Consider the following 14,523-nt stretch of genomic DNA (forward strand, 5'->3'; position numbering starts at 1 on the left):
TCCGCAAGTTGTAGTTGCGGACGCAAGCCTGCGCTCGTTCAGCTTTCGATTCTAGGTGGGGTTAAATTCGCGCTTACGATGATTTGACAAGGCGCATCATGTCGACTCGCTCCCCAATGGGAGCGGCGCAAGCTCCGGGTGTTCGGCTAGTCGCGTAGCTAGAAAATCCATCAACAGCCGGTTCCGTCGCGGCAGATGCGTTCGCTGCGGCATGCACAGGTAGAGCCCGTACCGGCAGGTCGCATGCTTCGTCAGCAGCGGCACGAGCCGGCCCTCGCGCACGTGCGCGTGGACCGAATAACCGAAGAACTGGCCGATCGCGGCGCCGCTCAGCACGATGTCGAGTTCCGCGTCGATGTCGTTGGTCGCGATGAACGGGCGGACCTGTTGCGTATCGACGCGGCCGTCGACGAGGAACTCCCACGGAAACGGCTTGCCCGTGCGCGGATACAGGAACGCGGTGCAGCGGTGCTCGCGCAATGCATCGATCGTGCGCGGCTCGCCGTGGCGGCTCAGATACGCCGGCGCCGCGCAGACGACCAGTTGCAGATCGGCAACCCGCCGTGCAACCAGCCCGCTGTCGGGCAAATCGCCGGTCCGCACCGCGATGTCGATGCGCTGCTCGACGATATCGGCCATGTCGTCGCTGACGATCAGCTCCGCGGTGACGCCCGGCTGCCGATCGCAAAACTCGCCGAGCAACGGCGCGAGAAAGCGCCGCGCCAGCGAGTAAGGCGCCGCGACGCGGATCGTGCCGACCGCTTGCGCGCGATCGTCGTCGAGCATGCGCAGCGCGGTCTCCAGTTCCCCAACCGCGCCGCGACATTGCGCGAGCAGGCGCTCGCCCTCGGCCGTCAGCGCGATCCGGTGCGTCGAGCGCTGGAACAACCGCACGTTCAGCAAAGCTTCCAGCGCGGCGACCTGCTTGCTGACCGCCTGCGGCGTCATGCCGAGCTCGCGGGCGCCCGCGCTGATCCCGCCCGCGACCGCCACGCGGACGAATACCGTCAGCGCCTTCAAACGATCCATTCGGTACTCCCGTCGAACCCGGAACGTCCGGGTGTCCATCAATGGCGTCGAGACGCCGGTCGGTCAAGTTGAATCGGTTTCAACCAAACCGGCGCTATTCGCATGCCGATCCGCTTCGCACAATGACGCTGTCCTGAACGATCCGCCCGAACGGGCCGCACGCCATGAAGCCGCGCTTGTTTTCCGTCGCTTTCCGGGCCGCCACCGCGGCCGCGTCGATCATTGCCGGTACGTCGTCGCCCGCGCTCGCGCAAGCGTCCGACGCCCGCCCCCGCGCCGCCGAAACGGTGCTATTGCAAACCACGCACGCGTGGGACGGCTCGCCGTATCGCGCATACCCGATACATCAGCCGGAAGTGACGGTCGTCCGCTACACCCTCCCGCCGCACGCCGTACTGCCCTGGCATACGCATCCGTCGATCAACATCGGCTACGTGCTGTCGGGCCACCTGACCGCCGTACGCCGAAGCGACGGCAAGCGGCTGGCGCTCGGCCCGGGCGACGTGGTGCCGGAAATGGTCGATGGCGCCCATCGCGGCGAGACCGGCAACGAGCCCGCCGAGCTAATCGTGTTCTATGCCGGCACGCCCGGCGCGCCGCTGACGATCCCGGCCGGCGAAGACTGAGCGCCGGCCAGCCGGCCGGCCCGTTTCACCCTGACGTGGAGCAACACCCATCATGTCCGATTCGCGCATCTTATCAACCCCTTCTACCCCGACGCGGCCCCGGCTCGACGGACGCGTCGCGCTCGTCACCGGCGGCGGCACCGGCATCGGCCGGGCGGCCGCGCTCGCGTTCGCGCGGGATGGCGCCCGCGTCGTCGTCGCCGGGCGGCGCGCGGCCCCGCTCGACGACACCGTGCGCGCGATCGCCAAGCGCGGCGGCGAGGCCTTCGCGATCGTCGTCGATATCGCCTCGGCCAATGGCGTGCGCGCACTCGTCGACGCGACGGTCGAGCGCTACGGCGCGTTGCACGCGGCATTCAACAACGCCGGCACGGAAGGCACGTTCGCGCCGATCGTGGAGCAGACCGAAGCCGACTTCGACGACGTGATCGACACCAATCTCAAGGGCACGTGGCTGTCGATCAAATACGAGATGGAAGCGATGCTCGCGCACGGCGGCGGCACGATCGTGAATACGTCGTCCTGGCTCGCGAAGGGCGCGCTGGCCGGCTCGTCGACCTATTCAGCGAGCAAGGGCGCGCTCGATGCGTTGGTGCGCGCGGTCGCGCTCGAAGGCGGCCCGCACGGCATCCGGATCAACAACGTGAACCCCGGCATCATCGATACGCCGATGGCGCGCCGCTTTGGCGACGACGAGATGTTTCGACCGTTCGCCGCGTTCACGCCCGCGCGGCGGATCGGCACCCCCGAGGACGTGGCCGACGCGACCGTCTGGCTGTGCAGCGACGAAGCGCGTTTCGTGACCGGCGAATCGATCCTCGTCGACGGCGGCTACACGATCGGCGGCATGCGCTGACCGCTATCGCCACACAGGATGAACCGATGGAATACGTGAGACTGGGAACCACCGGGCTGAAGGTATCGAAGCTGTGCCTCGGCTGCATGACCTACGGCGATCCGTCGTGGCGGCCGTGGGTCGCGACCGAGGACGCGGCTCGCCCGTTCATCCGCGCGGCGCTCGATGCGGGCGTGATGTTCTTCGATACGGCGGATATCTACTCGAACGGCGAGAGCGAACGCATTCTCGGGCGCGCGCTGCGCGACTTCGCGGTGCGCGACGACGTGGTGATCGCGACCAAGGCGTTCTTTCCGACCGGCGACGGCCCGAATGCGCGCGGGCTGTCGCGCAAGCATCTGTTCGCGAGCATCGACGCGTCGTTGCAGCGTCTCGGAACCGATTACGTCGATCTCTACGTCGTCCACCGCTTCGACCCGGACACGCCGATCGACGAAACGCTCGAGGCGCTCGATGACATCGTGAGGAGCGGCAAGGTCCGCTATCTGGGCGCGTCGTCGATGCACGCGTGGCAGTTCATGAAGATGCTCGCATTCCAGCGGCATCACGGCCTCGCCCGGTTCGCGTCGATGCAGAGCCAGTACAGCCTGATCTGCCGCGACGACGAGCGCGACATGCTGCCGCTGTGCATCGAGGAAGGCATCGCGTATACGCCGTGGTCGCCGCTCGGCCGCGGGCTGTTGGCCGGCTCGCGCGATGCCGGGACGACGCGCGCCGCGACCGACCGGCAGATGGTGTCGTGGTACGACGGCCGCGACGCGGTCGCGGCGACCGTCGAAGCGGTCGGGCAAGTAGCGCGGGCGCGCGGGCTGCCGCCTGCGCGGATCGCGCTCGCCTGGGCGCTGCGGCGGCCGGGCGTCACGGCGCCGATCGTCGGGTTGTCGAAGCCGCATCACGCGGCCGATGCGCTCGCGGCGCTCGACCTGACGCTCGACGATCGCGAAACCGCGTTGTTAGAGGCAGCGTTCGACGGAACGGTCGGACCGGTTCAGTGGTGACGATGCTACGCATCGCCGTCGCTACAAAATGGTAGTCCGTGTGGGACGTGTTGGAGGCAGCCGAAAAAGCGCTCTGTTGCAATAGCGGGTCGCCCGGGATTCACGAATAATCGATCACATATCGACATAAATGTCGTGTGATTCTTAAAGAGAATCACGCGTCTCCACGAACGTAACCGGTGGAGCGACCCCACGTATCTGAGAACACGAGGACTCTCTTAAAATAACGGATAGTCTTGTGCCTATCAGTAAGCCTAGTCATGACGTGGAAAGCATCGAAATTCTGACCGAGCCGGAGCGCCGTCGTCGGCGCACGGCGCAGGAAAAAATCGCCATCGTGCAGGAAACACTGGAGCCGGGAGCATCGGTGTCGGCCGTGGCGCGTCGACACGGCGTCAACGCCAACCAGGTGTTCGGCTGGCGCAAGCAATACCAGGAAGGCAGTCCGGCGGCGGTGAAGGCAGGCGAAGCCGTTGTGCCGGCATCTGAGCTGGCCGCCGCCATCAAGGAAATCAAGGAACTGCAACGGCTACTCGGGAAGAGGACGCTGGAGGTCGAAATCCTGAAAGAAGCCGTGGACTGGGGCCGCTCAAAAAACCTGATTGCGCGCTCGCCCTTGCTGCCAGGGGACGACCGATGAAGACGGTCTGCGAAGTTCTCGGCGTGGCGCGCTCTGCCGTGGTGGTGAAGCAGGCGCGTTCGTCTGACTGGCGCGATGGCCGCCCTGCCCGCCCGACTGACGATACCGGGTTGGTCGAGGAAATTCGGGGGCATGTAGCGCACCTGCCGATCTACGGCTATAGGCGTATCTGGGCGCTGCTGCGTCGTAGTCGAGAGCAGACCGGCGCACCATGCGTCAACGCCAAGCGCATGTATCGGGTTATGCGCGAGTACCAGTTGTTGCTGCGCCGCCCTGGCGTGCGGCGAGACAAGCGGCGCCATGACGGCCGCGTTGCTGTGGACCGCAGCAACGCCCGCTGGTGCTCCGATGGCTTTGAGTTCCGGTGCGACGACGGCATGCCGCTGCGCGTAACGTTCGCGCTGGACTACTGCGACCGGGAGGTGATTAACATGATGCGTATATCTGGAGGTGTTGCGTTCCGAGCCTTGGTGCGATCACTTCCGCACGTCACATGAATCTGTGAATGGCTGATGCACCGGTGTTGCCAACGGGGTTGCGGCGCAACGCAGCGCATCCGTCAATTCCTCGCTGAGAACCGAAAACAGTTGCTCAGCATTGCCATGTATAAAAAAGTGATCGCCGGGAAGGATCTCGCCGCGAAAGCCGCCGGTAGTGTAAGTGCGCCACGACTCCACCGCCTCCGCGCTGCCTGGTTCGCCACTGCCTCCCAATGCAACGATCCGGCAGTTCAGAGGGGGATGCGGTTTTGCCCGGTAAGTCTCCACCGCCTTGAAATCGGCACGAAGAATCGGGAGTAGCAATGTGATCACTTCGGGATGAGCGAGAATTTCAGGCGGCGTGCCGTTCATGCGTATCACCTCGTCGAGAAATTGATCGTCCGGCAAATCGTGGATCGGCCGTCCCTTCGTAGGCAGATGCGGAGCGCCGCGGCCGGAAACGATCAAACACCTCGGCTCCCGCAGGCGGCGGGCCTGGATGCGCCACGCCACCTCGAACGCCACGCTGGCGCCCATACTGTGGCCGAACAGGGTATAGGGCCGGTCGAGTAGCGGCGCGATCGCCTCCGTCACCTCGTCGGCGATCAGGTCCACCCGATATAGCAACGCATCGCGGAAACGGCGGCCTCGCCCAGGCGGATGCAGCGGACGGACGTCAACCGTCGCCGCAAGCCGTGCCTGCCAGCCGCGGAACACGGATGCGCCGCCGCCCGCATAAGGGATGCAGAACAACCGCTGCATGGCGTTCCCGGCCGACGATGACGGCTCGATCCAGCGGCCGGCGCCGGCTTTCTCCGTCAATTCGAAGCTCACGGCACCACCCTCCGAATAAAGTCGGTTGCCTCTTTTACGGCCGCCTTCGCTTCGGGCAGATAAGGCGTCAGCGTAGGCCAGGCGTGCGGAACCCGATGCCAGACCTTGAAGTCCACCGCGACGTTGGCAACGCGGGCCTTTTCCGCGACCCGTGCGGCGTCGTCCAGCAATACCTCCGTGTCGCTCGCCTGGACGAACAAGGGCGGCAAACCCGAATATTCGCCATAGAGAGGTGAAGCAATAGGGTGATCAGCAGCTGTGCCGCCCAGATAGTACTGGGAAAAATTCGCTACGGCGGCCGCGCTCAGCATGACATCGGCTTCGTCATTCGCCTTCAGGGACGCGCCGGTCGCGGCCAGATCCGTCCACGGAGAAAATAATACTGCGCCAGCCGGCAACGGATCGCCGGCATCGCGCAATGACAGCAACAGAGCAAGCGCGAGCCCCCCGCCGGAGGAATCCCCACCGATGACAATCCGGTCTGAAGATGCGCCATCGGCGAGAAGTTGCCGATAGGAGGCCAATGCATCCTCCACCGCGGCGGGAAACGGATGTTCCGGAGCAAGCCGGTAATCCAATGAAAAGGTACGCGCATCCGCCCCTTTGGCCAACGCACCGGCAATCGTTCGATGCGTGCGGGGAGAACAAAAGCAATATCCTCCGCCATGCAAATAAATGACGATGCGGCGAAGCGAGTCGCGGCGAACCGGATCCGCCGGTTCGATCCATTCGCCGCATAGCGGCCGTGCGGTCATTTCGCGTACGCGCCAGCCCCGGGGAGGTTTCACGCCACGGCTGGACCATTTGGCGCTGTGCGCTCGCATGTCGTGAGCGGACAGCGCCGGTTTTCTGGTCAGGGACTTGGTCGTTTTACGCGATAGCCAGGAAAAGCACCAGTTTTGCCAACTCACGATCATGTTCCCGGTAGATGAAGAAAAATCGGTTGCTCGAAAAGTTGTAGTCCGAATGGATTCTCCTGCGCATCAGGGAATGACCAGCTTTCGATGCGCGACGATGCCCGCGAGCGCACCGCTGCCCACGGCGAGCGCCACGCTGCCGCCTCGCTGCGTGGCGTCGCCGCATGCAAACACGCCCGGCACGGAAGTTTCCATGGATTCGTCGGCACGGATATAAGGCCCCAGCGGCCCGTCTTCGATCGCACACCCCAATTGTTCCGCGACCGGACTCGACAGATGGGTGCGATTCATGGTGAACAGGCCATCGAGCACGATGCACCGTCCGTCGGCGAGCTCGACGCTCGCCGTATCGACGATGCGCGTCACCCGTTCGGGCTCGATCGCGACGCCTCGCTCGGCCAGCGCGTCGCGTTGCTCGTCGTTTGGCTCAAATGTTCCGTTGGTCAGGAGCACGGTCTTGCCCCAGTCCGGCATCAGCAGCGCCAGCAGAGGCGAAATCGAGCCGTTCCCGAGCACGCCGATGCGCCCCTGGTCCAGTTCGTAGCCATGGCAGTACGGGCAGTGGTATACACTGCGCCCCCATCGTTCGGCCGCGCCTTCCAAATCCGGAATCTCGTCCACCACGCCGAACGCGAGCACCACGCTGCTCGCGTTGAAGTGCTGCCCCAATGCACTTCGAAAAACAAAACCGGCATCGGTGCGTTCAGCGTGAATCACGGTGTCTTCCAGCCACTGCACGTTCGGATACGCAAGAAGCTGCGCCTTGCCGTTTGCCGCGATCTCTTCGGGCGGACGCCCGTCCTGCCCGATCAAGCCGTGCGAGACCGGGGAGAAGCGGTTGCGGCGCAAGCCGGCATCCACCACGAGCACACGCCGACGCGCACGGGCAAGCTGCATGGCGGCCGATTGTCCCGCATAGCTGCCACCGATCACGACGACATCGAAGCGCGTCGAGGAACGTTCCGTATTCATGAATGATTCATCCTTTGACAAGGGGAAAACCGCGTTTGAGAAAAGCGGATGCGCGGCACCGGGCCGCACTGCCCGCGGGCGTCAACCTTCCCGTTGACGCAGCCAATGCCCGATCCGCTCGGCCAGAACTTCGACGGCGGGCTCGGCCATCATCGACAGATGGTCGCCGTCGATGCAATCCACATGGACATTGCGGCAGAGCTCAGTCCAGCCATAGGCGGAATCGCTTCTGTCCCAGCCATCCTCGGGGTGCGCGCGGGCGGCGCGAAACAGCGCGAGCGGAAACTCGGCCCGCGCGGACGGCGCATAGGTCGCGCGCCGCGCGGCGGCATAGACCGCGAAAGCTGCGGGCGTGACATGGATAGCGAAGCCCGCGTCGTTGGCGCGAGACGCGAGCCTCGCGACTTCGGCTCGCAAACCCGCATCGCCGACATCCCCGCGTGAAGTCAGCCGATGTGGGGCGAGCGTGTCGAGCAGGATCACCACCGCTGCCCGGCCGCTCGCCTGCAAGCGCAGCCCCATCTCGAACGCCACCCACCCACCGAACGAATGGCCGACCAGCACGGCCGGATCGTCGGCGTCCGACAGACTGGCCAGATGGTGCTCGGCGAGCGCTTCGACGCTCGGCAGCGGCGCTTGCGCGCCGTCGAGTCCCGGCGCTTCAAGGCCGTGCAGGCGCCAGCCGTTCGGGCCGCCCAGATGCGCGGCGAGGCGAGCGGCGTACAACGGCGAACCGGGGTTGCCGGGAACGAAGAAAATCCGTGGTGCACTGGAGGAGCCGGCGTTGCCCGCGAGGTTGTCGGCGAGCGCCTGCGCGATCGCACCCAGGCGAGCGTCGTGCAATAACTGAGTCACGGGCAAGCGCACCCCGGTTGCGTTCGCGATGCGATGCAGGAAGTCGACGGCGAGCAGCGAATGCCCGCCGAGATCGAAGAAGCTATCGTCGAGCCCCGCCTGGCCGCCGAACAGATCGCGCGCCAGCGCGACGACCACCCGCTCTTCCGGGGTTTCAGGCGCGCGCGACGCGGCCGGCTGCGCGACGGCGAGCGGGATTGCCGGATCTTCGAGGCGCGGCAGGCCATCGTCCGCCGCCAGTCGCGCCGCCGCTTCGCTCAACAGCGACGCCAGCCCGGCCGCCGTTGCGTCGTCGATGAAGCGCCGGTTGTACAGCAAGCGCGCGATACCGTCAGGCGAGACGCGCAACAGCAACGGATGATGCGAGCGCGCCCCACTGCCCGCCTCGGCCGCGACGGATATACCGGCATCGGCGGGCGCGTCTTGCTGCGGCAGATGCTCGACCACCACCAAGGTATCGTAAAGACGCGTGGCAACGGCGGCGGCCCGATGCACTTCGGCGGACGACAGATATTCGAACGGGCGCTGCTCGCGCTGCATCGCCTCGATCCGGTCCAGCAACTCGCCGACCGTCGCCATATCGGTCATCCGCACATGCAGCGGAAAGGTCGAGATGAACGGCCCGACGATGCGCTCAACTCCCGCAAGCGTCGCGGGACGGCCGTGAGTGGTGACGCCGAAGACCACGTCGTCGGTCGCGCGAAACGCGCGCAGGATCAGCGCCCATGCGGCGAACACCGTAATCGCGAACGCGACTCCGTGGGAGCGCGCGACGTCGAGGAGCGCGCTCGCGTCGATGTCCGTGACCTCTGCGAAGCCGTCGCCCGACGCGCGCCGCGCCATCGGGGACAGGCGGGGCAATGCGCTGAGGCGCTGACGCCAGAACGCGGCCGCGACCGCCGCATCCTGCGCGTCGATCCAGTTGACGTAATCGCGTAGCGGCCGCGCCGGCGGCACTGGCCGAACACCCTCGTAGCATGTGAGCAGATCCGAAAGCACCACCGCGATCGACCAGCCGTCAGTGATGAGATGGTGGTGAGTCCAGACGACCCGGTATGCGTCATCACGCAGCCGGATCACGGCGAAGCGCCACAGCGGCGCGCGGTTGACAGCGACGCCTCGCGCGCGATCCTCGTCCAGCCAGGCCGTCAGCGCCTGCGGATCGTCCGCGTCGTCAGTGTTTCGCCAGTCCTCCCACGCCAGTTCGGGCTGAATCCGCTCGAACACCACCTGCACCGGCTGCTCGGCGTCCCATGCGAAACAACAGCGCAGGCTCGCGTGAGTCTCGGCGGTGCGCTCGACGGCCGCGAGGAAACGGTTGCGATCGAGATGCCCGCGAACCGACAGCACGGTCTGCTCGATGAACAAGCCGCCCTTGATCGCGCCGTGCGCGCTTTCGAGCAGCATCCCGCGCTGCGACGGCGCGAGTGCGTGAATGTCCTGAACTTTCGCCTTCATAGCCGTGCGCTCCCGCAAACTTCCGATGCGCGGCTCAGCAGCCAGCGCACGATCAACCGACTGCGCGGCACGCGCTGCCCGTCGCGGCGGTGGCGCAGCGCGAGCTGCTGCGTGACCACGGCGAGTCGCAGCAGGCCATAGGCATACCAGTACGCCGGTTGCGCCACCTCGCGCCCGCCGGCCTCGGCGTACAGGTCAACGAGTGCCTCGCGAGTCGGAGCGCCCGGCGCGCAGCTCGGCCCCGGCGCATCGAGACGCAGCAGCGGCGGATCGCGACTCTCGATCCAGTAGGCCAGCGCGATCCCGAGATCGGCGAGAGGATGGCCGATGGCGGCCAGCTCCCAATCCACAACCCCGACCACCCGCGCCGGATCGCCCGGATCGACGAGGGTATTGTCCAGTTTGAAGTCGTTGTGCAGGAATGCCGCCGGCGATGCATCAGGAAGCCGTTCCGTCAGCCACCGCGCGACCGCCTTGAAGTCGCCGTCGGCGCCCGCGGCTTCTTCCTCGTTCCAGCGCCGTCGCCATTCGCCGAGGCTTCGGCGCAGATAATCGGGCGGCCGCTCGGCCGGCGCGATTTCGACGGCATGCAACGCGGCGAGCGCGGCGATGAAATTCTTGGCGAGGCGGCGCACGATGTCGGGCGAAAGCGGCCCGCACGCGGCCGGCAAGACGCCGTCGAGCCGTTCGACCAGCAGCAACGTCGAGCCGTCGTCGGCCCCGCCGCCAACCGCGAGCGGCTTCGGCGCCAGCGGAAAATGCTCGCCGATTCGCTCCAGGACGCCGAATCGGCGCTGCGCTTCTCTCGGCGCTCCCGCAGGCAGCAGGTAGGCAATCACGTCGCGATTGCCTGTCTGCACGAGAAAAACCTCGCTGGCCCGTCCGCCGCCGATGCGCGTCGCCTGAGCGGGGCAGCCGGGGCGGCCGAGCGCCGCCATCGCACGCTGCGCGATTTCGGCGCTCATCGGGCTTCCCCCCGAAACGCGGCCAGTGCATGGCGCGCCACGAGCGCCTTGTGGACTTCGTCGGGACCGTCATAAATGCGCCCCGCTCGCTCGTGGCGCCAGAGCACGTTGAGAATCGTGTCGCCGCTGACGCCGAGCGCGCCTTGTACCTGCAACGCATGGTCGAGGACGGTTTGCGTCACGCCTGCCACGAAGAATTTCGCGATCGAGATGTCGATCTGAGCGCGCTCGTGCCGGCTTTGCAGACGCGATGCCGCCTGGGTGACGAGGAGCCGCGCGGCATCGATCGACGCGCGGCTCTCGGCGATCCAGTTCTGCACCGTTTGACGCGACGACAGCAGTTCGCCCGCAGCCAGTTCGCGGCGGCACGCTCGCCGGCACATGATCGCAAACGCGCGCTCGCACACGCCGATCCAGCGCGCGCAATGATGCAGACGCCCGGTTGCCAGGCGCGCCTGCAATACGATGAACCCCTCGCCGGGCTTGCCCAGCAGCGCATCTTCGCCCACCCGGCAGTCGTCCAGCTCGAGTTCGCCGTGACTGGCCCAGCCGCAGCCTTCATCGCCCATCACGCGCAGGTTGCGAACATGCCGGTAGCCCGGCGCGTCAGCTGGCACGATGAAGGTGCTGGTGCGCGCATGCAATGGCGCCGTCTCGTCGGTAACGGCCAGCACGATCGCGAACGCCGCCTGATCGGCGCCGGACGCGAACCACTTCCGGCCGCTCAGATACCATGCTCCATTCTTGAAAACCGCCTTCGACTCGAGAGACGCGGGATTCGAGCCGGCGGAGTCCGGCTCCGTCGCCGCGAAGCAACTGCGGATCTCGCCGCGCAACAATGGGGCGAGCCAGCGCGCTTTCTGCGCGGCCGTCGCATACTCGAACAGCACCTCGATGTTGCCGGTGTCGGGCGCCTGATAGTTGACCGCATAGTGACCGAGCGGCGATCGGCCGAGGATTTCTCCGGCCTCGACCAGTTCGAGCAGGCTCAGCCCCATGCCGCCGTCCGCGCGCGGCGCCTGCGGAAGCCAGAGGCCTCGCGCCCGGTTGGCCGCGCGAACCCCGGCCATCAACCGCTCGACCGCTGCGAAGTCGCCTGCCGCCAGTGCCGCCTCCGGTTCCGCGAGCGCCGCTTCGACGTCCCGAAATGCTGCGACCCGTTCAATCATTGGTTGCCTCCGACATGTCCAACTGCGCCAGGATGGTGCTCATCCTGGCCTTTCCTCCCGTCGCCAGCGCCCGCAGTTCGTCCATGGCCCGTGCGGCAATGGTGTCGAGCGTCACCCCGTCGAATGGCTCGTCCTGGCCGTGCCACACGATGCGCAGCGCGCCGCCCTCGATCGTCGCTGCGAGCGCGATCGCGTGCGGCGCCGGCATTTGCTCCGGCGCGGACAGGATTGCGGCGATCGGCCACGCCGGCACGGCTGATTCCGCAGGGAAGAACGCGATCGATACCGGCGCGTCGCTTCGCAACGCTTTGGGCAGGCGCTCCGGCGCGGCCTGGCGCAGCACCGTGTAGGCGACGGCGCGACGTCGGGCGTCGGGCAACAGCGCCGCGGCATGCGTCGCGGCGGCCTCGATGTCCGCCGATGTGTCCACGACGAGCGGATGAATTGCGGTGAACCAGCCGATCGCGCTTGAAACGTCGCATGGCACGCGAGACCAGCCGCGCCCGAAGGACTCGATGTCGACCGGAACCCGGTCCGATTCGCCCGCGCAACGGATCGCACGCGCGACGGCAACCGCGAGAAGCGCTTCGAGCGGGCGACGGGTGGCGCTCAACGCAAGCGTCTGCTCGACCGGGAGCGTCGAATTCAGGGAGCGGCGCGCACCATCGCGCCGTGCGACGGGAAACGCATCCGGCGGCGTATCGAGCGATGACCAGAACGCCGCATCGTCGTCGAGCTCCCCTGCCGCGGCGACGCGTTCGAGTGCGATCGCCCATTGGAAGAACGACTCATCGGCCGCCGCCCGTTGCTGGCCTGCCGCCGGCGCCGATGCGCCGACGCGCCCGTGGAGGTCGCCCAGCAACATTCGCCAACTGAATGCATCGATCAGCAAATGATGGACGACGAGGACCAGCATCGAGCCGGCCGGGCCCAATACGAGCGCGGCGCGCAGCAACGGCGACGTCCGGATGTCGAGCGAGCACTGCAACGTTGCGCCGATCCCCTGTGCGAAACCGAGTTGCTCGTCGGCCGGCCCCGAATGCCGATGAACGGCGACGACAACAGGCGCGGGCGTGCCGAGCACCTGCTTCCAGCCGGCTTCCGTTTGCTCGAAGCGCGCCGCCAGCGCCGCGTGGTGCGCAATCGCGGCGTCGATGGCGGTGCCGAGCGCCGTCGCATCGATCTCGGCCGGCACGCTGACGACCACGCCTTGAACGAAGCGGTTGATGTCGCCCGATCCGCAATTGAACAACCACTGCTGGGTTGGCGAGAGCGGCAGCGGCGTTTCTCGCGGCACGGCCTGCGCCGTCCGCCCGGCGCCGGCGGCGGCAAGTTCTTCGATCGTGTGCGCGCCGAACGCCAAATGCGTATCGAGATGAATGCCCTGCTCCTTCGCGCGCGCGACGATCTGCAAGGTGGCAACGGAATCGCCGCCGAGGTCGAAAAAGTCGTCGATGACGCCGATCGGCTCGAAGCCGAGCACATCGGACCAGATCGTCGCGAGCCGGGCTTCGAGCGCGGTTCGCGCCGGTACGTAAGGTACCGCGAGCACCGGCCTCGGATGCCGCGAGCCGGCGGCCGGCTGATGCGCGTCGGCCGCACGCGCCAGCGAAAACGCTTCGCGGGCGCGGGCCTTCAGCGGGTCCAGCTTGCGCGTGCTGACGGCGATGCGCGGCGATCCGCAAGCCGACGCCATCTCGAGGACCCTGACACCCTCGTCGGCGCTCAGGCCCGCCGTGCGCAGATCATCCGGCACGAAGCGTTCGTCGGACACCGTCGCCATGCCGATCTCTTTCCATGTATCCCACGCGATCGCACGCACGCGTGTACCGTCGGCCGCCCACGAAGCACCCAGCGCTTCCAGCGCGAGGTTGGCAGCCATATAGTCGCTTGCGCCCGCGGCCGGCACATGCGCGCGCAGCGACGAGCACAGCACGACGAAATCGAGGGGATCGGCGCATAGCACCTGCCGCAGATTGCGCGCGCCAAGAAATTTTCCCGCCAGCACATCGCGCATCGCGGCATCGGTCGCCGTGCGCAGCAATGCATGCGGCGGCATCCCCGCACTATGCACGACGCCGTTGATGGGGCCATGCTCGGCGCGGATCTGCGCGACTGCTCGCCGCAACGCATCGAGGTCGCTCACGTCGACCGCGATCGCGGTCAGCCCGGGAATCGATTGGCCGCCGCGCCGGCTCAACGCGACCACGCGCGCACCGCGCTCGACCAGATGCCGGCCGATTGCGAGCCCCATGCCGCTGTTGCCGCCCGTGACGACGTAGACGCCGTCGCGACGGATCGCCATCGCCTGCGTCGTCGCAGCCCCGATGGGTTCCAAGACTTCGACCCAGCGCGATCCGTGCCGATGGATCGCCGCGTCGTCGGCCGACCGCGCGCACGCTTCGGCGACGATGCATTCGACGAGATCGGCCGCGGCGGCGTCGACATCCGCAACCCGCGCGCGCCAGCCGGGATATTCGGCCGGCAGCGCGCGCGCGAGGCCGAGCAGCATCGCTTTTTCCGGCGCGGCCGGCGCGCCGAAACCGGCCAGCGCGCCGTCGGCGACGAAGGTGACGTCCACGTCGGCGCCCGTGCGGTCCGCCCACGCGCGCAAGAGCTGCGCCGGGCGGATGTAATGCCGTTTCAGCATCGAATCGTCGTCGCGGGCGGGTTTCGCGGCGAGGCTCCACAGCGCGATGATGGAGGAAGGACGATCTGCGGCCGC

11 protein-coding genes and 1 pseudogene are annotated in these 14,523 nt (G+C 67.0%); 4 read left to right on the plus strand and 8 right to left on the minus strand.

What is annotated here, in order from left to right:
- Positions 1-96: 96 nt before the first annotated feature.
- Entirely contained in the window at positions 97-1,029 is a 933-nt protein-coding gene (locus WS91_RS19415; protein WP_038744889.1) for a LysR family transcriptional regulator, read from the minus strand.
- 164 nt (positions 1,030-1,193) lie between these two features.
- Between WS91_RS19415 and WS91_RS19420 the strand changes: the two genes are divergently transcribed.
- From WS91_RS19420 to WS91_RS33745, 4 genes and pseudogenes are all read left to right on the plus strand, one after another.
- Positions 1,194-1,655, plus strand: coding sequence for a cupin domain-containing protein (locus tag WS91_RS19420; RefSeq protein ID WP_038744888.1), 462 nt, complete (start codon positions 1,194-1,196; stop codon positions 1,653-1,655).
- Between the two features lie 52 nt (positions 1,656-1,707).
- On the plus strand, positions 1,708-2,511 hold the full coding sequence (locus tag WS91_RS19425; protein ID WP_059670806.1) for an SDR family NAD(P)-dependent oxidoreductase: 804 nt from the start codon (positions 1,708-1,710) through the stop codon (positions 2,509-2,511).
- A gap of 26 nt (positions 2,512-2,537) precedes the next feature.
- The gene (locus WS91_RS19430) at positions 2,538-3,509 is read left to right on the plus strand and encodes an aldo/keto reductase (RefSeq protein ID WP_038744887.1); all 972 of its coding nucleotides are present in this window, start codon (positions 2,538-2,540) and stop codon (positions 3,507-3,509) included.
- 238 nt (positions 3,510-3,747) lie between these two features.
- Positions 3,748-4,601, plus strand: a pseudogene (locus WS91_RS33745) (IS3 family transposase); the annotation flags it as partial.
- A 24-nt stretch (positions 4,602-4,625) separates the two neighbouring features.
- Here WS91_RS33745 and WS91_RS19445 read toward each other — a convergent pair.
- The 7 genes from WS91_RS19445 to WS91_RS37430 all read right to left on the minus strand — a co-directional run bounded on the left by WS91_RS19445 (position 4,626) and on the right by WS91_RS37430 (position 14,103).
- On the minus strand, positions 4,626-5,462 hold the full coding sequence (locus WS91_RS19445; protein ID WP_038744886.1) for a thioesterase II family protein: 837 nt from the start codon (positions 5,460-5,462) through the stop codon (positions 4,626-4,628).
- Entirely contained in the window at positions 5,459-6,373 is a 915-nt protein-coding gene (locus WS91_RS19450; RefSeq protein WP_394364313.1) for an alpha/beta hydrolase, read from the minus strand. Before WS91_RS19450 ends, WS91_RS19445 begins: the two co-directional genes overlap by 4 nt.
- Positions 6,374-6,445: 72 nt before the next feature.
- A complete protein-coding gene (locus WS91_RS19455) occupies positions 6,446-7,351 on the minus strand; it encodes an NAD(P)/FAD-dependent oxidoreductase (RefSeq protein WP_059582805.1) in 906 nt (301 codons plus the stop codon).
- A gap of 81 nt (positions 7,352-7,432) precedes the next feature.
- Entirely contained in the window at positions 7,433-9,664 is a 2,232-nt protein-coding gene (locus tag WS91_RS19460) for an alpha/beta fold hydrolase (RefSeq protein WP_038744883.1), read from the minus strand.
- A complete protein-coding gene (locus WS91_RS19465) occupies positions 9,661-10,629 on the minus strand; it encodes a phosphotransferase family protein (RefSeq protein WP_059670807.1) in 969 nt (322 codons plus the stop codon). Before WS91_RS19465 ends, WS91_RS19460 begins: the two co-directional genes overlap by 4 nt.
- A complete protein-coding gene (locus tag WS91_RS19470; protein ID WP_038744881.1) occupies positions 10,626-11,798 on the minus strand; it encodes an acyl-CoA dehydrogenase family protein in 1,173 nt (390 codons plus the stop codon). The genes WS91_RS19465 and WS91_RS19470 overlap by 4 nt, the downstream gene beginning before the upstream one ends.
- Entirely contained in the window at positions 11,791-14,103 is a 2,313-nt protein-coding gene (locus tag WS91_RS37430) for an SDR family NAD(P)-dependent oxidoreductase (protein ID WP_231752049.1), read from the minus strand. Before WS91_RS37430 ends, WS91_RS19470 begins: the two co-directional genes overlap by 8 nt.
- Positions 14,104-14,523 lie beyond the last annotated feature (420 nt).

Origin of the sequence: Burkholderia sp. MSMB1498, assembly GCF_001526245.1 — a bacterium.
GTDB lineage: Bacteria > Pseudomonadota > Gammaproteobacteria > Burkholderiales > Burkholderiaceae > Burkholderia > Burkholderia savannae.